Annotated in this window: 17 protein-coding genes; 16 read left to right on the forward strand and 1 reads right to left on the reverse strand. The window is 61.3% G+C overall.

The genetic code is table 11. The features are described from left to right. Positions 1-64 precede the first annotated feature (64 nt). The 16 genes from hutU (at position 65) to EQV97_RS16220 (ending at position 21,285) form a co-directional block, all read left to right on the forward strand. Positions 65-1,747, forward strand: a complete 1,683-nt coding sequence (gene hutU, locus EQV97_RS16145) for a urocanate hydratase (protein ID WP_045061978.1) — start codon at positions 65-67, stop codon at positions 1,745-1,747. 165 nt (positions 1,748-1,912) lie between these two features. Then, complete coding sequence (locus EQV97_RS16150) at positions 1,913-3,385, forward strand: cytosine permease (protein WP_122841457.1); 1,473 nt, start codon at positions 1,913-1,915, stop codon at positions 3,383-3,385. A 69-nt stretch (positions 3,386-3,454) separates the two neighbouring features. Continuing rightward, on the forward strand, positions 3,455-4,423 hold the full coding sequence (locus tag EQV97_RS16155; protein ID WP_122841458.1) for an ABC transporter substrate-binding protein: 969 nt from the start codon (positions 3,455-3,457) through the stop codon (positions 4,421-4,423). Between the two features lie 71 nt (positions 4,424-4,494). Continuing rightward, positions 4,495-5,346 (forward strand): proline/glycine betaine ABC transporter permease, encoded by an 852-nt coding sequence (locus EQV97_RS16160; RefSeq protein WP_010464518.1) that lies wholly within the window; start codon positions 4,495-4,497, stop codon positions 5,344-5,346. Continuing rightward, on the forward strand, positions 5,343-6,173 hold the full coding sequence (locus EQV97_RS16165) for a glycine betaine/L-proline ABC transporter ATP-binding protein (protein ID WP_122841460.1): 831 nt from the start codon (positions 5,343-5,345) through the stop codon (positions 6,171-6,173). Before EQV97_RS16160 ends, EQV97_RS16165 begins: the two co-directional genes overlap by 4 nt. Positions 6,174-6,335: 162 nt before the next feature. Beyond that, positions 6,336-7,859, forward strand: a complete 1,524-nt coding sequence (gene hutH / locus EQV97_RS16170) for a histidine ammonia-lyase (RefSeq protein ID WP_240889258.1) — start codon at positions 6,336-6,338, stop codon at positions 7,857-7,859. A 117-nt stretch (positions 7,860-7,976) separates the two neighbouring features. Continuing rightward, positions 7,977-9,509, forward strand: coding sequence for a histidine ammonia-lyase (gene hutH / locus EQV97_RS16175; RefSeq protein WP_122841462.1), 1,533 nt, complete (start codon positions 7,977-7,979; stop codon positions 9,507-9,509). Between the two features lie 195 nt (positions 9,510-9,704). After that, entirely contained in the window at positions 9,705-10,910 is a 1,206-nt protein-coding gene (gene hutI / locus EQV97_RS16180; protein ID WP_122841463.1) for an imidazolonepropionase, read from the forward strand. A 10-nt stretch (positions 10,911-10,920) separates the two neighbouring features. After that, positions 10,921-11,724: an N-formylglutamate deformylase gene (gene hutG / locus EQV97_RS16185; protein WP_240889259.1), complete on the forward strand. Its 804-nt coding sequence runs from the start codon at positions 10,921-10,923 to the stop codon at positions 11,722-11,724. 276 nt (positions 11,725-12,000) lie between these two features. After that, on the forward strand, positions 12,001-12,972 hold the full coding sequence (gene pip, locus EQV97_RS16190) for a prolyl aminopeptidase (protein WP_045061970.1): 972 nt from the start codon (positions 12,001-12,003) through the stop codon (positions 12,970-12,972). Next, positions 12,969-13,406: a D-aminoacyl-tRNA deacylase gene (gene dtd / locus EQV97_RS16195; protein ID WP_122841465.1), complete on the forward strand. Its 438-nt coding sequence runs from the start codon at positions 12,969-12,971 to the stop codon at positions 13,404-13,406. The genes pip and dtd overlap by 4 nt, the downstream gene beginning before the upstream one ends. Before the next feature lie 276 nt (positions 13,407-13,682). Continuing rightward, a complete protein-coding gene (locus EQV97_RS16200) occupies positions 13,683-15,497 on the forward strand; it encodes a glucan biosynthesis protein G (protein ID WP_122841466.1) in 1,815 nt (604 codons plus the stop codon). Continuing rightward, positions 15,490-18,060: a glucans biosynthesis glucosyltransferase MdoH gene (gene mdoH / locus EQV97_RS16205; RefSeq protein ID WP_122841467.1), complete on the forward strand. Its 2,571-nt coding sequence runs from the start codon at positions 15,490-15,492 to the stop codon at positions 18,058-18,060. The genes EQV97_RS16200 and mdoH overlap by 8 nt, the downstream gene beginning before the upstream one ends. Positions 18,061-18,348: 288 nt before the next feature. After that, positions 18,349-19,146: a transporter substrate-binding domain-containing protein gene (locus tag EQV97_RS16210; protein ID WP_045062031.1), complete on the forward strand. Its 798-nt coding sequence runs from the start codon at positions 18,349-18,351 to the stop codon at positions 19,144-19,146. Positions 19,147-19,598: 452 nt separating this feature from the next. After that, on the forward strand, positions 19,599-20,558 hold the full coding sequence (locus EQV97_RS16215) for an amino acid ABC transporter permease (protein WP_240889260.1): 960 nt from the start codon (positions 19,599-19,601) through the stop codon (positions 20,556-20,558). Further along, entirely contained in the window at positions 20,551-21,285 is a 735-nt protein-coding gene (locus tag EQV97_RS16220; RefSeq protein WP_122841468.1) for an amino acid ABC transporter ATP-binding protein, read from the forward strand. Before EQV97_RS16215 ends, EQV97_RS16220 begins: the two co-directional genes overlap by 8 nt. A 156-nt stretch (positions 21,286-21,441) precedes the next feature. Here EQV97_RS16220 and EQV97_RS16225 read toward each other — a convergent pair whose 3' ends face one another. Beyond that, positions 21,442-23,358, reverse strand: coding sequence for a methyl-accepting chemotaxis protein (locus tag EQV97_RS16225; RefSeq protein WP_240889261.1), 1,917 nt, complete (start codon positions 23,356-23,358; stop codon positions 21,442-21,444). Between the last annotated feature and the right edge of the window lie 79 nt (positions 23,359-23,437).

Here is a 23,437-nt window from a genome sequence, read left to right on the forward strand (position 1 = left end):
CGCGCACAGGCTGGCTTGCCCACTGCCAGGGTTGGTTTGAATTGATCGCTGAGGAGTCTTTTTCGTGACTGACAACAAAACCACTAAGTTTCGTGACGTAGAAATCCGTGCCGCCCGCGGTAACAAGCTGACCGCCAAGAGCTGGCTGACCGAAGCGCCGCTGCGCATGTTGATGAATAACCTCGACCCGGAAGTTGCCGAGAACCCTAAAGAACTGGTGGTTTACGGTGGTATCGGGCGTGCGGCACGTAACTGGGAGTGCTACGACAAGATCGTCGAAAGCCTGACCAACCTGAACGACGACGAGACCCTGCTGGTGCAATCCGGCAAGCCGGTCGGCGTGTTCAAGACCCACAGCAACGCACCGCGGGTACTGATCGCCAACTCCAACCTGGTGCCCCACTGGGCGAGCTGGGAGCACTTCAACGAACTCGACGCCAAAGGCCTGGCCATGTACGGCCAGATGACCGCCGGCAGCTGGATCTACATCGGCAGCCAGGGCATCGTCCAGGGCACCTACGAAACCTTCGTCGAAGCCGGTCGCCAACACTACAACGATGACCTCAAGGGGCGTTGGGTACTGACCGCAGGCTTGGGCGGCATGGGTGGCGCCCAGCCACTGGCGGCAACCCTGGCCGGCGCGTGCTCGCTGAACATCGAGTGCCAGCAGGTGAGCATCGATTTCCGCCTGAACAGCCGTTACGTCGACGAACAGGCCACTGACCTCGATGACGCGCTGGCGCGTATCGACAAATACACCAAGGAGGGCAAGGCCATTTCCATCGCCTTGCTGGGTAACGCGGCCGAGATCCTGCCGGAACTGGTCAAGCGCGGCGTGCGCCCGGACATGGTCACCGACCAGACCAGCGCCCACGATCCGCTCAATGGTTACCTGCCAGCCGGCTGGACCTGGGAAGAGTACCGCGCTCGCGCCAAGACCGAGCCTGCTGCCGTGGTCAAGGCTGCCAAGCAATCGATGGCCGTGCACGTCAAAGCGATGCTCGAGTTCCAGAAGCAAGGCATCCCGACCTTCGACTACGGCAACAACATCCGCCAGATGGCCCAGGAAGAGGGTGTGGAGAATGCCTTCGACTTCCCTGGCTTCGTACCGGCCTACATCCGTCCGCTGTTCTGCCGTGGCATTGGTCCGTTCCGTTGGGCGGCACTGTCGGGTAACGCTGAAGACATCTACAAGACAGATGCGAAAGTAAAAGAGCTGATCCCGGACGACGCCCACCTGCACAACTGGCTGGACATGGCGCGCGAACGCATCAGCTTCCAGGGTCTGCCGGCACGTATCTGCTGGGTTGGCCTGGGCCTGCGCGCCAAGCTTGGCCTGGCGTTCAACGAAATGGTGCGCAGCGGTGAGCTGTCGGCACCGATCGTGATCGGTCGTGACCACCTGGATTCCGGCTCAGTTGCCAGCCCGAACCGCGAAACCGAATCGATGCAGGACGGTTCCGACGCCGTGTCCGACTGGCCACTGCTCAACGCTCTGCTGAACACCGCGAGCGGCGCGACCTGGGTTTCCCTGCACCACGGCGGCGGCGTCGGCATGGGCTTCTCCCAGCACTCGGGCATGGTGATTGTCTGCGACGGTACTGACGAGGCGGCTGAGCGAATTGCCCGCGTGCTGCACAACGACCCGGCAACCGGGGTCATGCGTCACGCCGATGCGGGGTACCAGATTGCGATCGACTGCGCCAAGGAGCAGGGGCTGAACCTGCCGATGATTACCGGTAAATAAAGTCGGCTTTGGCTTGAGCCAACCTGTAGGAGCTGCCGCAGGCTGCGATCTTTGGCGTCGTTACTGACGCCGCCGATCAAGATCAAAAGATCGCAGCCTCGTTTCACTCGGCAGTTCCTGTAGAGATCACAACAACACCGAATAACAATCCACAGAGGTTGAATCATGGCTGTTAACAACGATCGTGCAGGCAGTAAACCCTTGATCGAGAAGCGCTCGATCGATTACATCCCGGAAGCGGAAAGACACGGTCGTCTGTTGAGCCAGTTCACCCTGTGGATGGGTGCCAACCTGCAAATCACCGCGATTGTCACCGGGGCCCTGGCCGTGGTGCTGGGCGGTGATGTGTTCTGGTCGTTGATCGGTCTGTTGATCGGGCAATTGCTGGGCGGTGGGGTGATGGCATTGCATGCGGCGCAAGGGCCCAAGCTGGGCTTGCCGCAGATGATTTCCAGCCGGGTGCAGTTCGGCGTGTATGGCGCGGCGATCCCGATCGTGCTGGTGTGCCTGATGTACCTGGGCTTCACCGCCACCGGGACCGTGCTGTCCGGCCAGGCGCTGGGCCAGTTGTTTGGCGTCAGCGACAGCGTCGGCATCCTTATCTTCGCCAGTGTCATCGTGCTGGTCACGGTGCTCGGTTATCGGGTGATCCACTGGATTGGCCGTGTCGCCAGCGTCATCGGCGTGATTGCCTTTGTCTACCTGTTCTACCGTTTGATGAGCCAGACAGACGTCGGCGCACTCCTGCAAATTCGCCACTTCAGCTGGAGCAGCTTCCTGCTGGCGGTATCACTCGCAGCGTCCTGGCAGATCGCGTTCGGCCCGTACGTGGCTGACTATTCTCGCTACCTGCCAAGCAGCACGTCTTCGGTGAAAACCTTCTTCGCCGCCGGCGCGGGTTCGGTAATTGGCGCACAAGTGGCGATGATTCTCGGCGTGTTTGCCGCCGCTTCGGCCAATGGGCAGTTCGCCGGCCATGAAGTGGCCTACATTGTGGGCCTGGGCGGTACCGGTGCCACCGCTGCGTTGCTGTACTTCAGCATCGCATTTGGCAAGGTCACCATCTCCACGCTGAACTCCTATGGCAGCTTCATGTGCATCGCGACCATCATCAGCGGTTTTCGTGGTCACCTGCAGGTGTCGCGCTTGCAGCGGCTGGTGTTCGTGTTGGTCATCGTGGGTGCTGCGACCTTGATCGCGCTGCTCGGCCAGCACTCGTTCCTCGGTGCGTTCAAGTCCTTCATCCTGTTCCTGCTGGCGTTCTTCACGCCCTGGAGCGCGATCAACCTGGTGGACTACTACTGCATCACCCGCGAGCGTTATGACGTGCCGGCGCTGGCCGATCCGAATGGCCGCTACGGTCGCTGGAACGCCCTGGGTATCAGCATCTATGTGTTCGGTGTACTGGTGCAGCTGCCGTTCATCGCCACCAAGTTCTATACCGGTCCGCTGGTGGAAGCCATGGGCGGTGTGGATATTTCCTGGATCATCGGCCTGGTGCTGCCAGCCGCTCTATATTACGTGTGCGCCAAAAAATGGCATGGCACCGTACCCGATCAACTGATCCTGCCAGTCGAGCAGGACAGCGTTGCACCACCAAAAACCAGCGGGGCCGGTCGCGCTGCGGCGCAGGCCTGATTGGACGTGGACAGGGCTGGATGCCTCTTGACTGCCGTAAGCCCATTCATGATTAGGAGCGTCACGACAATGAAATCGAACAAGACCCTGCTGACCGCACTACTTTCCATGGGCCTGCTCGCCAGTGCCGGCGCCACCCAGGCAGCCGGCTGGTGCGAGTCGGGCAAACCGGTGAAATTTGCCGGCCTGAACTGGGAAAGCGGCATGTTGCTCACCGACGTGCTGCAGGTCGTGCTGGAGAAAGGCTACGACTGCAAGACCGACAGCCTGCCGGGCAACTCCATCACCATGGAAAACGCCTTGAGCAGCAACGATATCCAGGTTTTCGCCGAGGAATGGGTGGGCCGTAGCGAGGTCTGGAACAAGGCCGAGAAGGCCGGCAAGGTCGTCGGTGTCGGCGCTCCTGTTACCGGCGCCGTAGAAGGCTGGTATGTGCCGCGTTACGTCATCGAGGGCGACGCCAGCCGCAAGCTGGAAGCCAAGGCCCCGGACCTGAAGAACATCGCCGACCTGGCCAAGTACGCTGCAGTGTTCAAGGATCAGGAAGAGCCGGCCAAAGGTCGTTTCTACAACTGCCCGGCTGGCTGGACATGCGAGCTGGACAACAGCGAGATGCTCAAGAGCTACGGCCTGGAAAGCACCTACACCAACTTCCGCCCAGGCACCGGCCCGGCGCTGGATGCGGCAGTGCTGTCGAGCTACAAGCGCGGCGAGCCGATCCTGTTCTACTACTGGTCGCCAACTCCGCTGATGGGCCAGGTCGACCTGGTCAAGCTCGAAGAAAAACCGGGCGTGGACAAGAGTGTGACCATCAAGGTCGGCCTGTCCAAGACCTTCCACGACGAAGCCCCGGAACTGGTGGCGGTGCTGGAAAAGGTCAACCTGCCAATCGACTTGCTGAACCAGAACCTGGGGCGCATGGCCAAGGAGCGGATTGCTTCGCCGAAACTGGCGAAAATCTTCCTCAAGGAACATCCTGAAGTCTGGCATGCATGGGTGAGCGAAGACGCAGCCAGGAAAATCGACGCGGCCTTGTAGGTCCAGCGTTCCGACTGTCGAGCCCGGCAGTCGGGTGCTGCATCTCAACCCCCCTTGATCGAGAGTCTCTTATGTTTCCCGAAAGCTTTACCTTTTCCATCGCCGACTGGGTCAACGGTTGGGTCGATTCGCTGGTCACCAACTACGGCGATGTGTTCCGGCACATCTCCGACACCCTGTTGTGGGCCATCGTCAATCTTGAGGGGCTGCTGCGTGCTGCGCCCTGGTGGCTGATGCTGGCGATCGTGGCGGGCGTTGCCTGGCACGCGACCCGCAAGGTCGTGACCACTGCCGTTATCGTTGGCTTGCTGTTCCTGGTCGGCGCCGTCGGTCTCTGGGACAAGCTGATGCAAACCCTCGCGCTGATGATGGTCGCGACGGTGATATCGGTACTGATCGGCATACCGCTGGGCATCCTCTCGGCGCGCAGCAATCGCCTGCGTTCGGTGCTGATGCCATTGCTCGACATCATGCAGACCATGCCCAGTTTCGTGTACCTGATTCCGGTATTGATGTTGTTCGGCCTGGGCAAGGTCCCGGCGATTTTCGCCACGGTGATCTACGCCGCGCCGCCGCTGATCCGTCTGACCGACCTGGGCATTCGCCAGGTTGACGGTGAAGTGATGGAAGCGATCAACGCCTTCGGTGCCAACCGCTGGCAGCAACTGTTCGGCGTGCAACTGCCGCTGGCCCTGCCGAGCATCATGGCCGGGATCAACCAGACCACCATGATGGCCCTGTCGATGGTGGTAATCGCCTCGATGATCGGTGCCCGTGGCCTGGGAGAGGACGTGCTGGTGGGGATTCAGACCCTCAACGTCGGACGAGGCCTGGAGGCCGGCCTGGCGATCGTGATTCTGGCAGTGGTCATCGACCGCATTACTCAGGCGTATGGTCGGCCACGGCATGAGGTGAGCAAATGAACGACGTAACCGTGAGCAAAATCGAAGTCAAAAACGTCTTCAAGATTTTCGGCAACCGTGCCCAGGAGGCGCTGGCCATGGTTGGCCAAGGCAAGACCAAGGACCAGGTGCTGGCCGACACCGGCTGCGTGGTCGGGGTCAACGACCTGTCGTTGAGCATCGGCACGGGCGAGATTTTCGTGATCATGGGTCTGTCCGGTTCGGGCAAGTCGACGCTGGTGCGTCACTTCAATCGCCTGATCGACCCCACCAGCGGCGCGATCCTGGTGGACGGTGTGGACATCCTGCAATACGACATGGAAGCCCTGCGCGAATTTCGCCGGCACAAGATCAGCATGGTGTTCCAGAGCTTCGGCCTGCTGCCGCACAAGACCGTGGTGGAGAACGTCGCCTACGGCCTCAAAGTGCGTGGCGAGAGCAAGCAGATGTGCTCCGAGCGCGCGCTGCACTGGATCAACACCGTAGGCCTCAAGGGCTACGAAAACAAATACCCGCATCAGCTCTCGGGCGGCATGCGCCAACGGGTGGGCCTGGCCCGGGCCTTGGCCGCAGACACGGACATCATCCTGATGGACGAAGCGTTCAGCGCTCTCGACCCGCTGATCCGCGCGGAAATGCAGGACCAGTTGCTGGAGCTGCAGAAGACTTTGCACAAGACCATCGTGTTCATCACGCACGACCTGGATGAGGCGGTGCGCATTGGTAACCGCATTGCGATCCTCAAGGATGGGCGGTTGATCCAGGTGGGGACGCCGCGCGAGATCCTGCATTCGCCGGCGGATGAGTATGTCGACCGGTTCGTACAGCGGCGGGCAGCGGTGGTTTGAAGATATTTGCGGTGTAAGTGCTGGCCCCATCGCGGGCAAGCCTTGCTTCTACAGGGATGGGGTTTGTTCCACGGTTTGTGTGCACACCTCGGAATCTGTGGGAGCTGGCTTGCCAGCGATGGCGTCCGCGATGCTGCATCAATATTCAGGTATGAGGTAGAGATGTCCCAGGCTGAAACAATCGTTATCGCCGACGCCCCGATGCGTTGGCAGGATGTGGTCGCGGTCGCCCGTCACGGCGCACAGCTTGAGCTGTCGGCGCAGGTCTGGGCGCGGATCGAAAACGCCCAGGCCATCGTCCAGCGTATCGTCGCCAGCGGCGAGCGCGCCTACGGCGTCAATACTGGCTTGGGGGCGCTGTGCAACGTCTCGCTGAAAGACGAGCAACTCAGCCAGCTGTCGCGCAACACGTTGCTCAGCCACGCCTGTGGCGTCGGCGCTCCATTGGCCGACGAGCAGACCCGCGCAATCATGTGTGCGGCAATCCGTAATTTCAGTCAGGGCAAATCCGGCATTCACTGTCGAGTGATCGAAGCGCTGCTGGCGCTGCTCAATCGGGGCATTACCCCGCAAGTACCCTCCCAGGGTTCGGTCGGTTACCTGACCCACATGGCGCACATCGGCATCGTGCTGTTGGGTGTCGGCACTGTGAGCTATCGCGGGAAAATAATTTCTGCGCAGCAAGCCCTGGCCGAAGAAGGCCTGCAACCGGTCCAGCTCGGTGCCAAGGATGGCCTGTGCCTGGTCAACGGCACGCCGTGCATGACCGGCCTGAGCTGCCTGGCGATTGCTGATGCCACGCGCCTGCTGCAGTGGGCTGATGTGATCGGTGCGATGAGCTTTGAAGCCCAGCGTGGCCAGATCGCGGCGTTCGATGCCGAGATCATTGCGCTTAAACCGCATCCGGGCATGCAGCAGGTTGGTCTCAACCTGCGAGCGTTGCTGGAAGGCAGTGAAGTGATCGCGTTGAGCAAGGGCGTGCGCACGCAGGATGCGCTGAGCATCCGCTCGATCCCGCAGGTTCACGGCGCCGCCCGCGATCAGCTGGAGCACGCCAGCAAGCAGATTGAAACCGAGCTCAACTCGGTCACCGATAACCCGATGCTGCTGGGCACACCGGACGATTTCCGCATCATGTCCCAGGCCAACCCGCATGGTCAGTCCGTGGCCCTGGCCGCTGATTTGCTGGCCATTGCCATGGCGGAAATCGGCTCCATCGCCGAGCGGCGCCTGGACCGCTTGATCAATCCGCATGTCAGCGGCCTTCCGGCATTCCTGGTGGCCAATCCCGGGGTGAACTCCGGGATGATGATCGTCCAGTACGTTGCCGCTTCGCTGTGCGCGGAGAACCGTCAGTTGGCGCAACCGGCGGTGCTCGACAACTACGTCACCTCGGGTCTGCAGGAAGATCACCTGAGCATGGGCACCAATGCCGCGCTGAAGCTGCATCGCGCGCTGGAAAACTGCACGCAGATCCTGGCGATCGAGTACTTGCTGGCCGCCCAGGCGTTCGAATTCCTCAAGGCGCAACGTTTTGGCGTCGGCACCGATATCGCCTGGCGCCTGCTGCGCGAACAGGTTCCGGCCTACGATCAGGATCGTTGGCTGGCCCCGGACATTGCCGCCGCCGCCAGCGTGCTGAAAGATCCGCAGCGGCTGCACGACGCGTTACCGAATCTGCAATGACCAGTACCCACACCAGCGTGCCAAGGCGCGGATCGTCCAGAAGACGAGAGGCGACGGATAACGGAATGCTCCGGAGCGACTGGTAGTTAATAACAAACTCTCATAAGGAGCATTTGAATGACTGCGCTAAACCTGATTCCCGGCCAACTGAGCCTTGCCCAACTGCGCGATGTTTATCAGCAGCCGGTCAAAATCAGCCTTGACGACAGCGCCTCTGCGCAGATCGAGGCCAGCGTTGCCTGCGTTGAGCAGATACTCGCCGAGAACCGCACCGCCTACGGCATCAACACCGGTTTCGGCCTGCTGGCCTCGACTCGCATCGCCAGCGAAGACCTGGAAAACCTGCAGCGCTCACTGGTGCTGTCCCATGCCGCCGGTGTTGGCGAGCCGATCAGCGACGCCCTGGTGCGGCTGGTCATGGTGCTCAAGGTCAACAGCCTGAGTCGTGGTTTTTCCGGCATTCGCCGGGTGGTGATCGACGCGTTGATCGCGCTGATCAACGCCGAGGTTTACCCGCACATTCCGTTGAAAGGTTCGGTCGGTGCTTCCGGTGACCTGGCGCCGCTGGCGCATATGTCCCTGGTGCTGCTCGGCGAGGGCAAGGCACGCTACAAAGGCGAATGGCTGGAGGCGACCGAAGCGCTGAAAGTCGCCGGCCTGACCCCGCTGACCTTGGCGGCGAAGGAAGGCCTGGCGCTGCTCAACGGTACCCAGGTGTCCACCGCCTACGCCCTGCGCGGCCTGTTTGAAGGTGAGGACCTGTTCGCCGGCGCCGTGGCGCTGGGGGCCCTGACGGTCGAAGCGGTACTGGGCTCGCGCTCGCCATTTGACGCACGCATCCACGCCGCTCGCGGGCAAAAAGGCCAGATCGACGCCGCTGCTGCTTACCGCGATTTGCTCGGCGAGCGCAGTGAAGTGTCTGACTCGCACCAGAACTGCGATAAGGTCCAGGACCCATACTCCCTGCGCTGCCAGCCGCAAGTCATGGGCGCCTGCCTGACCCAATTGCGCCAGGCTGCCGAAGTGCTGGCCGTCGAAGCCAACGCGGTGTCGGATAACCCGCTGGTGTTCGCCGCCGAAGGCGACGTGATTTCCGGCGGCAACTTCCACGCCGAGCCGGTGGCCATGGCTGCGGACAACATGGCCCTGGCCATCGCTGAAATCGGTTCCCTGAGTGAACGCCGCATTTCGCTGATGATGGACAAGCACATGTCGCAACTGCCGCCATTCCTTGTGGCCAATGGCGGTGTCAACTCCGGGTTCATGATCGCCCAGGTGACGGCGGCGGCGCTGGCCAGCGAGAACAAGGCGCTGTCCCATCCGCATTCGGTCGACAGCCTGCCGACTTCGGCCAACCAGGAAGACCACGTCTCGATGGCGCCGGCTGCGGGCAAGCGTCTGTGGGAAATGGCCGAGAATACCCGTGGGGTGCTGGCGGTGGAGTGGCTGGCAGCGTGCCAGGGCCTGGATTTGCGTGAAGGATTGAAGACCTCGGCGAAGCTGGAAAAAGCTCGCGCCATTTTGCGTGCTGAAGTGGCGTTTTATGAGAAGGACCGGTTCTTTGCGCCGGACATCAACGCGGCGACTGAGTTGTTGGCGACGCGTTGTTTGAATGATCTGGTCTCGGTGAAGTTGCTGCCGAGCCTGTAAGGGCCTCATCGCTGGCAAGCCAGCTCCCACAGGGATTTGTGTGGTGTGCATGTCATGTATCCACCACCGTTGCTGTGGGGGCTGGCAAGCCAGCTCCCACAGGGATTAGGGTGGTGTGCATGTCATGTATCCACCACTGTTCCTGTGGGAGCTGGCTTGCCAGCGATTCGATTTTGAATTTGATGGAGATTCGCGATGAAAACGCTCTGGCAACACTGCCACGTCGCAACCATGGCGCAAGGCGTCTACTCGGTCATCGAGGACGCGGCCATCGTGACGTCCGGTGCGCTCATAGAGTGGATTGGCCCACGTGCCGACCTGCCGGCGGGCGACTACCCGGCGGTCAACGATTTGAATGGGGCCTGGGTTACTCCAGGCCTGATCGACTGCCACACCCATACGGTGTTCGGCGGTAACCGCAGCGGCGAGTTCGAACAGCGCCTGCAAGGCGTGAGCTATGCCGAAATCGCCAACCAGGGCGGGGGCATCGCCAGCACTGTGCGCGCCACCCGTGCCGCGAGTGAAGACGAACTGTTCGCCAGCGCGGCCAAGCGACTCAAAAGCCTGATGCGCGACGGCGTTACTACGGTAGAGATGAAATCCGGCTACGGCCTGGACCTGGCCAGCGAACGCAAGATCCTGCGGGTGATCCGCCGTCTGGGCGCCGAATTGCCGATCAGCGTGCGCAGCACCTGCCTGGCCGCTCACGCCTTGCCACCCGAGTATGCCGATCGCGCCGACGCCTACATCGAGCACATCTGCACTGAAATGCTTCCGGCCCTGGCCGCCGAAGGCCTGGTGGACGCAGTCGACGCGTTCTGCGAATACCTGGCGTTCTCGCCAGAGCAGGTCGAGCGTGTGTTCGTTACAGCTCAGGAGCTCGGCCTGCCAGTCAAGCTGCATGCCGAGCAATTGTCGTCCCTGCACGGCTCCAGCCTGGCCGCGCGTTACCACGCGCTGTCCGCCGACCACCTGGAGTTCATGGACGAAGAAGACGCCATCGCCATGGCGGCTTCCGGCACCGTCGCGGTGCTGCTGCCGGGCGCGTTCTACTTCCTGCGCGAAACCCAATTGCCGCCCATGGAAGCCCTGCGCAAGCACGGCGTGAAAATCGCCATCGCCAGCGACCTCAACCCGGGCACTTCGCCGGCGCTGTCGTTGCGCCTGATGCTGAACATGGCCTGCACCTGCTTGCGTATGACCCCCGAAGAAGCCCTGGCCGGCGCGACCATCCATGCCGCTACGGCATTGGGCATGGCCGACACCCATGGTTCGCTGGAAGCCGGCAAGGTCGCAGACTTTGTGGCCTGGCAAATCGATCGTCCTGCCGACCTGTCGTACTGGCTGGGCGGCGATCTGGAAAAACGCGTCGTGCGCCACGGCGTCGAAACGAGCGTATAGGAGAGCAGCTGTGGACAAGGTTCTGAATTTCCAACAAGGTCGTGTGCCGCTGCTGATCAGCATGCCTCATGCGGGCCTGCGCCTGACTCCCGCGGTCGAGGCCGGGTTGATTCCTGACGCGCGCAGCCTGCCGGATACCGACTGGCACATTCCCAGGCTCTATGAGTTTGCCGCTGAATTGGGCGCCAGCACGCTGGCGGCCGAGTACTCGCGCTTTGTCATCGACCTGAATCGACCGTCTGACGACAAGCCGTTGTACGCCGGGGCGACCACCGGACTGTTCCCGGCCACGCTGTTCGACGGCATCCCGTTGTTCAGCGAAGGCATGGAACCGTCAGCGGCAGAGCGGGCGACCTATCTGGAACAGATCTGGACGCCGTATCACCGCACCTTGCAGAACGAACTGGCGCGCCTGAAGGCCGAGTTCGGCTACGCGCTGCTGTTCGATGCGCACTCGATTCGCTCGATCATCCCGCACCTGTTCGACGGCAAGTTGCCGGACTTCAACCTGGGCACCTTCAACGGTGCCAGTTGTGACCCACAGCTGGCCACCGAACTGGAAGCGATCTGCGCTCGCCACACCGATTACAGCCATGTGCTCAATGGTCGCTTCAAGGGCGGCCACATCACCCGGCATTACGGCAACCCGGCGCAAAACATACATGCCGTGCAGCTGGAGCTGGGCCAGTGCACGTACATGGAAGAGTTTGAGCCGTTCCGCTATCGGCCGGACCTGGCAGCGCCGACGCAGGTGGTGCTCAAGGAACTGTTGCAAGGGTTGCTGGCGTGGGGCGCAAAGCACTACAACGCATAACCCGGTGCAAGGGCCTAACCCTGCAACGCCCATCGCGATCCCGCAGGCTCGGGCCCCGTTCGGACGATCTTTTGATCTGGTTTTTGAGATCAACAGATTGCAGCCTCGTTTCACTCGACAGCTCCTACAGAGTGATCAGGACCGCTGAAATGCCTCTTCTGGAAACAACCACTGTCGCCGGGACATGCTCAATCACGTAATTCGGGTTTATGATGCCAGACGGCAGAATAATAGAAGTCCCCACAGGGATGACCTCGACCCCTTACGGAGCGCGCAATGCAGACTTTGTACCCGCAGATCAAACCCTACGCCCGGCACGATCTGGCCGTCGATGGAACCCACACGCTGTATGTCGACGAAAGCGGTTCGCCGCAAGGGTTGCCTGTGGTGTTTATCCACGGTGGCCCGGGCGCCGGGTGTGATGCCCAGAGCCGTCGGTACTTCGACCCGAACCTGTATCGCATTGTCACCTTCGACCAGCGTGGCTGTGGTCGCTCCACGCCCCACGCCAGCCTGGAAAACAACACCACCTGGGATCTGGTCGCCGACCTGGAGCGAATTCGCAAGCACCTGGGCATCGACAAATGGGTGCTGTTCGGTGGCTCATGGGGCTCGACCCTGGCGCTGGCCTATGCGCAGACCCATCCGGAACGTGTTCACGGCCTGATCCTGCGCGGGATTTTTCTCTGCCGGCCGCAGGAAATCGAATGGTTCTATCAGGCGGGCGCCAGCCGGTTATTCCCTGACTATTGGCAGGATTACATTGCACCGATCCCGCTGGACGAACGCGAGGATCTGCTCGGCGCGTTCCACCGGCGCCTGACCGGCAATGACCAGATTGCCCAGATGCACGCGGCGAAGGCCTGGTCCACCTGGGAAGGCCGGACTGCGACCCTGCGCCCGAACCCACTGGTCGTCGACCGCTTCTCGGAGCCCCAGCGAGCCTTGTCGATCGCCCGGATCGAGTGCCATTATTTCACCAACAACGCTTTTCTCGAGCCTAACCAACTGATCCGCGACATGGGCAAGATCGCCCATCTGCCCGGCGTGATTGTTCATGGCCGCTACGACGTGATCTGCCCACTGGATAACGCCTGGGAACTGCACCAGAACTGGCCGAACAGTGAACTGCAGGTGATTCGTGACGCCGGCCATGCCGCCTCCGAGCCGGGCATTACCGATGCGCTGGTGCGCGCCGCCGATCTGATGGCGCGCCGCATGCTCGACTTGTCGCCTGAAGAAGCATGAAGGCTCTGCTGCAACGCGTGAGCAGCGCGCGAGTCGAGGTGGAGGGTGAAGTGGTCGGTGCAATCGACCAGGGTTTGCTGGTGCTGGTGGCGGTCGAACCCGACGATACGCGGGCCAGCGCCGACAAACTTCTGCATAAGCTGCTTAACTATCGGGTGTTCAGTGACGCCGAGGGCAAGATGAACTTGTCCTTGGTGGATGTGTGCGGTGGGTTGCTGCTGGTCTCTCAGTTCACCCTGGCCGCTGATACCAAGAGCGGGTTGCGCCCCAGCTTCTCGACTGCTGCCCCTCCGGCACTGGGCGAAGAGCTTTTTGACTATCTATTAGGCAAAGCGAAACAAATGCATGGCACAGTGACATCAGGTAGATTCGGCGCGGATATGCAGGTGTATCTGGTCAATGATGGCCCGGTCACCTTCCTGTTACAGGCCTGAAAGCGCTTGAAACATCTTTTTAGGCGCATTTCGAGCGGAAACAGGGGGTTTTCGCGATAAATACTTTGTTACCCCTGATGCGTTGTAACGCGGCCTACTAGATAATCGCGCGCTACGGGGATCAGCGTTCGTTGGTCCATTTTGACTTAGGTAGAGACTTGTCCTGGACCTGTTGGGGAATCATTTTGCCCCATGGGAGTCGGAACAATGCTCGCCAACCTGGCATATAGATAGCTGGCCGTTGGTTTTTTGATCTGTTTTCGGCGAGGGTTGCTCGTGATTGTTAGTCCCTGTATTGCACCAAAATTGTCTGCCAAACGGCTACGAAGCGCTCTGGTAGCGGGCTCTGCACTGCTTTGCCTGCTCAGCGCCGGCCAGCTTTGGGCATTCAGTCTGGATGATGTGTCGGTCAAGGCAAAAGAGCTGGCCGGGCAGAAATACGAAGCCCCGCGCAGTAATCTGCCGAACGAATTCCGCGAAATGAAGTTCGCGGACTATCAAAAAATTCGTTTCCTCACCGAAAAAGCCGAATGGGCCGATCAGAAAACCCCGTTCAAGCTGTCGTTCTATCACCAGGGCATGCACTTCGATACCCCGGTGAAAATCAACGAAATCACGGCCAATACGGTCGAGGAGATCAAATACGACCCAAGTCGTTTTGATTTTGGCGACGTCAAGTTTGATCCCAAGGCCACTGAGCAGCTGGGTTATGCCGGCTTCCGTGTGCTGTACCCGATCAACAAGGCCGACAAGCAGGACGAAATCATGACCATGCTGGGCGCGAGCTACTTCCGCGTCGTCGGCAAGGGTCACACCTATGGTTTGTCCGCGCGTGGCATGGCCATCGATACCGCTTTGCCTTCCGGCGAAGAATTCCCGCGTTTCACCGAGTTCTGGATTCAACAGCCAAAACCGGGTGACAAGCACCTGGTGATCTTTGCGCTGCTCGACTCCCCGCGTGCGACCGGTGCCTACCGCCTGACCCTGCGTCCGGGCAGCGATACCATCGTCGACGTCAAGGCGCAGATGTTCCTGCGCGACAAGGTCACCAAGCTGGGCATCGCCCCGCTGACCAGCATGTTCCTGTTCGGCGCCAACCAGCCATCCAAGGTGCTCAACTACCGTCGTGAACTGCACGACTCCAGCGGCCTGGCGATCCACGCCGGCAACGGCGAGTGGATCTGGCGCCCGCTGAACAACCCTAAGCACCTGTCCGTCAGCAACTTCGCCGTCGAGAACCCGCGCGGTTTTGGTCTGCTGCAACGTGGTCGCGACTTCAGCCACTATGAAGACCTGGACGACCGCTACGACAAGCGCCCAAGTGCCTGGATCGAGCCAAAAGGCGATTGGGGCAAGGGTTCTGTCGACCTGGTGGAAATCCCGACTGCCGATGAAACCAACGACAACATCGTGGCGTTCTGGAGTCCGGAAAAACTGCCTGAGCCAGGCCAGCCCCTGGATGTCGCCTATCGCCTGCACTGGACGATCGACGAAGCGGCGCTGCACGCACCCGATAGCGCCTGGGTCAGCCAGACCCTGCGTTCCACCGGTGACGTCAAGCAGTCCAACCTGATCCGTCAGCCGGACGGCAGCGTTGCCTACCTGGTGGACTTCGAAGGCCCGTCGCTGGCAGCCCTGCCGCCTGAGACTGACGTTCGCAGCCAGGTCAGCGTCGGTGACAACGCCGAACTGGTCGAGAACAGCGTGCGTTACAACCCTGTCACCAAGGGCTGGCGCCTGACCCTGCGGATGAAGATCAAGGATCCGGGTAAAGCCACCGAGATGCGTGCTGCACTGGTGCAGAACATCGTACCCGAGGACCTGGCAAAGACTTCGTTGCCTGTTTCCAGCTCCTCCGTGGCCAAGGCCGACAAGGTTGCCGCCAAGCAGCAGGAGAAGGCGGACAAGGAAACCAAGCTGGCAGAGGCCAAGCAGGCTGATGCCAAGCCAGTAGCGGATACCGCCAACAAGGACAACAAAGACGCCAAGCAGCCCGCAGCTGCCGACGCGGCCCCAGCCACACCGGAATCGGCGCCGACTGAAGAAGTCCTGACCGAGACCTGGAGCTACCAGTTGCCTGCCGATGAGTAATTCTCAAGTACAGCCAGAGACGCTTGCCGAGTATCTGGCGCATCTGCCGATGACCGACCAGCAGCGCGCGGAACTCGCGGGCTGCCAGTCTTTCAGCGAGCTGCACCAGCGGCTGTCGTCTTCGACGTTCGACGCGCCGAGCGAGGCCGCCCAGGCCTCGGTCGGCAAGCGCCTGACCCTGAGCACGGCCGAAGAACTGGAAGACGCAGAAATGCTGGCGCTCGACGCCAGCGGTCGGGTTTGCCTCAAGGCGACCCCGCCGATCCGTCGGACCAAGGTCGTGCCGGAGCCATGGCGTACCAATATCCTGGTGCGTGGCTGGCGCCGGCTGACCGGTCGCACCAATCCACCGGCCCCGCCGAAGGATGAACGCGTGTTGCCGGCGGCTCGCTGGCGCACCGTCGGTTCGATCCGTCGCTACATCCTGCTGGTGCTGATGCTCGGCCAGACCATCGTTGCCGGCTGGTACATGAAAGGCATCATGCCGTATCAGGGCTGGTCGTTCGTCGACCTCAACGAAGTCCTGCACCAGCCGCTGCTGCAGACGGCTACGCAAGTACTGCCGTATGCGCTGCAAACCAGCATCCTGATTCTGTTCGGGATTCTGTTCTGCTGGGTGTCTGCCGGGTTCTGGACGGCGCTGATGGGCTTCCTCGAGCTGCTCACCGGCCACGACAAGTACCGTATTTCCGGTAAAAGCGCGGGTAATGAGCCGATCGCCAAGGACGCGCGCACTGCGCTGGTGATGCCGATCTGCAACGAAGACGTGCCGCGGGTATTTGCCGGGTTGCGGGCGACCTTCGAATCGGTAGCGGCCACAGGTGACCTCGATCGCTTCGACTTCTTCGTGCTCAGCGACAGTAACGATGCCGACATCTGCGTCGCCGAACAACAGGCCTGGCTCGACGTCTGTCGCGAAGCCAAGGGCTTCGGCAAGATTTTCTATCGCCGCCGCCGTCGTCGCGTCAAGCGCAAGAGCGGTAACCTCGACGACTTCTGCCGTCGCTGGGGGGGTGACTACAAGTACATGGTGGTGCTCGACGCGGACTCCGTGATGAGCGGCGAATGCCTGACCAGCCTTGTACGCCTGATGGAAGCCACCCCGGACGCCGGGATCATCCAGACTGCGCCGCGCGCATCGGGCATGGACACGCTGTATGCACGCATGCAGCAGTTCGCCACGCGAGTCTATGGGCCGCTGTTCACCGCCGGCCTGCACTTCTGGCAGTTGGGCGAATCCCATTATTGGGGCCACAACGCGATCATTCGCATGAAGCCGTTCATCGAGCACTGCGCCCTGGCGCCGTTGCCGGGTAAAGGCGCGTTTGCAGGTGCGATTCTGTCCCACGACTTCGTCGAAGCTGCGCTGATGCGCCGTGCCGGCTGGGGCGTATGGATTGCCTACGACTTGCCAGGCAGCTACGAAGAACTGCCGCCGAACCTGCTGGACGAACTCAAGCGTGACCGTCGCTGGTGCCACGGTAACCTGATGAATTTCCGGCTGTTCCTGGTCAAGGGCATGCACCCGGTTCACCGCGCGGTATTCCTCACTGGCGTGATGTCTTACCTGTCGGCCCCGTTGTGGTTCTTCTTCCTCGTGCTGTCGACGGCGCTGCTGGCGGTCAACACGCTAATGGAACCGCAGTACTTCATGGAGCCGCGACAGCTGTATCCGTTGTGGCCACAGTGGCACCCGGACAAGGCCGTCGCGCTGTTCTCGACCACCATCGTGCTGCTGTTCCTGCCGAAGCTGCTGAGCATCATCCTGATCTGGGCCAAGGGCGCGAAAGAGTTCGGTGGCAAGTTCAAGGTGACCCTGTCGATGCTGCTGGAGATGCTGTTCTCCGTGCTGCTGGCGCCGGTGCGGATGATTTTCCACACACGTTTCGTGCTCGCCGCGTTCCTCGGCTGGGCCGCGACCTGGAACTCGCCCCAGCGTGACGATGACTCGACGCCATGGAGTGAAGCGGTCAAGCGCCACGGTCCGCAAACGCTGCTGGGCTTCCTGTGGGCGCTGCTGGTGATCTGGCTGAACCCGAGCTTCCTGTGGTGGCTGGTGCCGATCGTCGGTTCGTTGATGCTGTCGATTCCGGTGTCGGTGATTTCCAGCCGGGTTGGCCTGGGCCTCAAATCCCGTGACGAGAGCCTGTTCCTGATCCCTGAGGAATACAATCCGCCACAGGCGTTGCTGGCGACTGACCAGTACACCCACGAAAACCGCTACCACGCGCTGAACGACGGCTTTGTCCGGTCGGTGGTGGACCCGCAGCAGAACGCCCTGGCGTGTTCGCTGGCGACCTCCCGTCACGGTCATGCGGAGCCGATCGAATGGCTGCGTATCGAGCGAGTGCGGCACGCATTGAAAGTCGGGCCGGATGGCCTGAGCAACAATGAGCGCGTGCAACTGCTCAGTGATCCGGTGGCCTTGGCTCGCCTGCACGAGCAAATCTGGAACGAAGGTCATCCTGAGTGGCTGGGAGCGTGGCGCAAGTCGGTGAAAGCCGATCCACATGCTCCGTTGCTGCCGCTTAAACCGCTGAGTGCGCAGCCTCAGTTGGCCTGATGTAGTGCAAAGCGCCGCTTACTGAAGTAAGCGCCTGCTTTTACAAGATCGTCCGACCGCGGCCCGAGCCTGCGGCAACTCCTACTGGATAACCTTTAGGAACTGCCGCAGGCTCGGTCCGCGGTCGGACGATCTTTTGCTTTTGCGTCTAACAAATCCCTCAAGGCTGAGATAGCATCCGTCCCCGAATTGGTGCGCCCGGACAACTTTCTGTTCGTATCTGTCGGTTTCCCCAGGGAAATCTGCTGTTTGCGCGCCTCACACCGCAATGGTTTTGGGGACTTGATGATGAAGAAGTATCTTTCGATGCTGCTGGTCGGCGTCACGGCATTGGTTGCAGTCAGCACGGCGCAGGCCGGTGCCATCGATGACGCGGTCAAGCGCGGCACGCTGAAAGTCGGGATGGACCCGACCTACATGCCCTTCGAAATGACCAACAAGCGCGGCGAGATCATCGGTTTCGAAGTCGACATCCTCAAAGCCATGACCAAGGCCATGGGCGTCAAGCTGGAGCTGGTGTCCACCGGCTACGACGGCATCATCCCTGCGCTGATGACCGACAAATTCGACATGATCGGCAGCGGCATGACCCTGACCCAGGAGCGTAACCTGCGCCTGAACTTCAGCGACCCCTTCATCGTCGTCGGCCAGACGCTGCTGATCCGCAAGGAGCTGGAAGGCACCATCAAGTCCTACAAGGACCTGAACACCGCCGACTACCGCATCACCTCCAAGCTCGGCACCACGGGCGAGATGGTCGCGAAGAAGCTGATCTCCAAGGCCAAGTACCACGGCTACGACAACGAGCAGGAAGCTGTGCTGGACGTGGTCAACGGCAAGGCGGATGCCTTCATCTACGACGCGCCATACAACGTTGTTGCCGTGAACAAGGTCGGCGCCGGCAAGCTGGTATTCCTCGACAAGCCGTTCACCTACGAGCCGCTGGCCTTTGGCCTGAAGAAGGGTGATTACGACAGCCTCAACTTCATCAACAACTTCCTGCACCAGATCCACGAAGACGGCACCTACGATCGCATCCATGACAAGTGGTTCAAGGACACCGCCTGGCTCAAGGATATGGAATAAGGCTCGGTCAGTAAGACCGCGCCGCTCCCATCGCCAGCAGGCTGGCTCCCACAGGGGATTTGTGTGCGCCACAGATCCAGTGTGGGAGCCAGCCTGCTGGCGATGACGGCCTTCCTGGCCGGCCCCACAGGGGATTTGTGTGCGCCACAGATCCAGTGTGGGAGCCAGCCTGCTGGCGATGACGGCCTTCCTGGCGGGCCCCACAGGGGATTTGTGTACGCCACAGATCCAGTGTGGGAGCCAGCCTACTGGCGATGACGGCCTTCCTGGCGGGCTCCCACAGGGGATTTGTGTGCGCCACAGATCCAGTGTGGGAGCCAGCCTGCTGGCGATGACGGCCTTCCTGGCGGGCCCCACAGGGGATTTGTGTACGCCACAGATCCAGTGTGGGAGCCAGCCTGCTGGCGATGACGGCCTTCCTGGCGACACAACTTTCGGATTTTGCTAAACCCATGAAACAGAGAAAAGCCCAATGGCCCTGGCACGTTTTAACCGTGCTGGTGCTGATCGGCCTGGCCGGCGCCTTGTACTACGCCACCTCGCTGATGTCCTACGAATGGCGCTGGAACCGTGTGCCGCAGTACTTCGCCTACCACGCCGAAGAGTCCCAGCGTGCTGCCGACATTTCCACCGTCAGCGAACTGGTGCGCAAGGGTGACAAGGCTGAAGTCACCCTGCGCAACGACGCTGGCGATGAGCAGCACCTGATCGTCGATGACGATAGCCTGCAAGTCGCCCAGGGCGATGACGTGGCAGAAGGCGATGTCGTGGGCGTGACTCGCCATTGGGCGGCAGGGCCGCTGTTGTGGGGCTTGTGGACGACGTTGTGGCTGTCGGTGGTCTCGGGTGTGCTCGGCCTGCTGATTGGCCTGGCAACCGGCCTGTGCCGGCTCTCCAGCAACCCGACCCTGCGCGATCTCTCGACCATTTATGTCGAGTTGGTGCGCGGCACGCCGCTGCTGGTGCAGATCTTCATCTTCTACTTCTTCATCGGCACCGTGATGAACCTGTCCCGGGAATTCGCCGGGATCGCCGCGCTGTCGCTGTTCACCGGCGCCTATGTCGCGGAAATCATTCGCTCTGGCGTGCAGTCGATCGCCCGCGGCCAGAACGAAGCCGCGCGATCTCTGGGGCTGAGCGCTGGCCAGTCGATGCGTCATGTAGTCCTGCCGCAGGCATTCAAGCGCGTGCTGCCGCCACTGGCCGGGCAGTTCATCAGCCTGGTCAAGGACACTTCGCTGGTCTCGGTCATCGCAATTACCGAATTGCTAAAAAGCGGCCGGGAAGTCATCACTACCTCGTTCTCGCCGTTCGAAATCCTGTTCTGCGTCGCCGGCCTGTACCTGTTGATCAACCTGCCGCTGTCGAAAATCGCCAGCCGGCTAGAGCGGAGGCTCGCGCAAAGTGATTGAAGTCCGCGATCTGGTAAAAGTCTTCGATACCCGTGGCCAGGTGGTGCGCGCGGTGGATAACGTCACCACGCAAGTGGCCAGGGGTGAAGTGCTGGTGGTGATCGGCCCGTCCGGCTCCGGCAAGTCGACGTTCCTGCGCTGCCTCAACGGCCTGGAAGAATTCGATTCGGGCTCGGTGAGCATCGACGGCCTGGAGCTGGCCGACCCGAAAACCGACGTGAATGCCTACCGCCGTGAAGTCGGCATGGTGTTCCAGCATTTCAACCTGTTCCCGCACATGACCGTACTGGAGAACCTCTGCCTGGCGCAAAAAGTCGTGCGCAAGCGCGGCAAAAAGGAGCGCGAGGCCAAGGCCCTGGCGTTGCTGGAGAAGGTCGGTATCGCGCAGAAGGCTAACGAGTTTCCATCACGCCTGTCCGGCGGTCAGCAACAGCGCGTGGCGATTGCCCGGGCGCTGGCGATGGAACCGAAGGTGATGCTGTTCGATGAACCGACTTCGGCGCTTGATCCGGAAATGGTCGGTGAAGTGCTGGATGTGATGAAGACCCTGGCCATGGAAGGCATGACGATGGTCTGCGTTACCCATGAAATGGGCTTTGCCCGGGAAGTGGCGGACCGGGTGCTGTTCTTTGATCACGGCAAGCTGTTGGAAGATGCTTCGCCGGCCGAGTTTTTCGCTGCGCCGAAGGATCCTCGGGCACAGGCGTTCCTGCGCCAGGTTCTCTGATCGCGGCGGCCATCCGGCCGCCATCGCGGGCAAGCCCGCTCTCACAGTATGTTCAGTGTTCATGCAATCTGCGTAACACCGTTGAACCCTGTGGGAGCGGGCTTGCCCGCGATAGCATCACCTTGGTCCTGTGTGAACCGAGGCATTCGCATCAACTCAGACCCTGAACCGCCCCACCAGCGTCTGCAGATGAGTACCGAGCCGTGCCAGTTCGACACTCGACGCCGCCGTCTCTTCACTGGCGGCCGAGGTCTGCTCGGACACATCGCGCACATTCAGCACGCTGCGATTGATTTCTTCGGCCACCGCGCTTTGTTGCTCGGCTGCCGCGGCGATCTGCTGGTTCATCGACTGGATCGCTGACACTGTGCGAGTAATGCTTTCCAGCGAACCACCGGCGCGGCGGGTCAGTTCGACGCTGCTTTCGGTCAGGCTGCGGCTGTTGTCCATTATTGTCGCTACCTGCTGGGTGCCGGCTTGCAGGCCAACGATCAGCTCTTCGATTTCTTCGGTCGACTTCTGGGTGCGCTGGGCGAGGCTGCGGACTTCGTCGGCAACCACGGCAAAACCGCGGCCTGCTTCACCGGCACGGGCGGCTTCGATGGCGGCGTTGAGGGCCAGCAGGTTGGTTTGCTGGGCTACCGACTTGATCACGTCGAGCACGCTGCCGATCTTGTCGCTCTCGCGCTTGAGATGGCCCATGGCCTCGGTCGAGTGGCCCACTTCGAGCGCCAGGCGCTCGATCTGGGCGATGGCTTCACCCACCACCTTGTCCCCTTCACGGGCCTGCTGGTCGGCAGCCACAGCGGCCTCCGAGGCTTCTTCCGCATTGCGTGCGACTTCTTGCACGGTAGCGGTCATCTCGTTCATGGCGGTTGCCACCTGATCGGTCTCGACCTTCTGGCTGTTGACACCGGCGCTGGTCTGCTCAGTGACTGCCGATAACTCCTCGGCGGCGCTGGCGATTTGCGTGACGCCATCACTGATGCCGCCAATCAACTCGCGCAAGCCCTGGGTCATGCTCTGGATAGCACGCTGCAACTGGCCCAGCTCATCCTGGCGGCGAGACACCAGATTGTGGGTCAGGTCGCCGGCTGCAATGCGTTCGGCGACTTTGAGGGTCTGGCTCAGGGGTATGACTATCTGGCGGGTAATGGCCCAGGCCGCCAGCAGACCGAAGGCCAGGGCGAGCAGGGTGGCCAGCAGCAACAAGTTCTTGGCGTGCGCGGCATCGGTGTCGCGAACAATGGTCTGCGAGGCCGTCAGCTTCTTGCTGAGGTCGATCAGGATGTCGCCCTGAGCGGTCATGCGCGTGAGCGCCGTAGCGTTTGCCACCTGGGAGTCGCGGAACTGGCTGACTGCGGCGCGGTAGGCCTTCAGCGATTCGGTAGCCTGTTGCAGGTTGGCGAGGTGCTGCTCAGGCAGTTTCGCCGCGAGGCTGCCGAGGTTTTTCAGGGCGGTGTCGATGGCGTCCAGTGCCGGTTGCTGGGCTTCGGCCTTGCCGCTGTAGGTGTAGCCGCGAACCTGGTAGCGCGCTTGCTGGAGCAGCTTGCTCAGTTCGATCACCTGGCTGTAGTCGGCAACGCTTTCGCCCTGCAGCATGGATTTTTCGACCGTGCTGACTTGCGCCACGGCGTTGTCAGCGTTTACCCCCAGTTTGCTCCGGGCGTCTTCACGAGCAGCGGTTGCCTGGGTCATGTCGGCAAAGGCGCGCTTGTACTCAGCGACGGCGACCAGTTGCTGGTCGACCATGGCTGCATCGGCAGGCTGTTCGATCAGGGAGCGGGCGGTTTTCAGGCCGGTTTCCAGTTGCCCGAGCAAATCGTTGACTGTCCCGGGACCCTGTTCGCCGCGATGCATGTCGTAGTCTTGGCGGGCGATGCGCAGGTCTTTGCTCAGCTCGATCAGGCCGGAGATGAAACCGAGCTTGTCGCCCCGGCTCATGACGCCGCTGAGGCCCGTCCAGCCAGTGAAGGTGATCAGGCAGGTCAGCAGCAACACCAATCCGAAACCGACTCCCAGTTTGCGATTGACGCTGACGTTCCCCAGTTTATCGGCTAGCGATTGGTACATGCTGCAACTCCCTCGAACCACACGTAGGTTTTATGAGAGTTGTATCGGCAGCTTCTGCGGAACCTGTAGGAGCTGCCGA

This window comes from Pseudomonas sp. TMW22090 (assembly GCF_022496665.1).
Lineage (GTDB): Bacteria > Pseudomonadota > Gammaproteobacteria > Pseudomonadales > Pseudomonadaceae > Aquipseudomonas > Aquipseudomonas gregormendelii.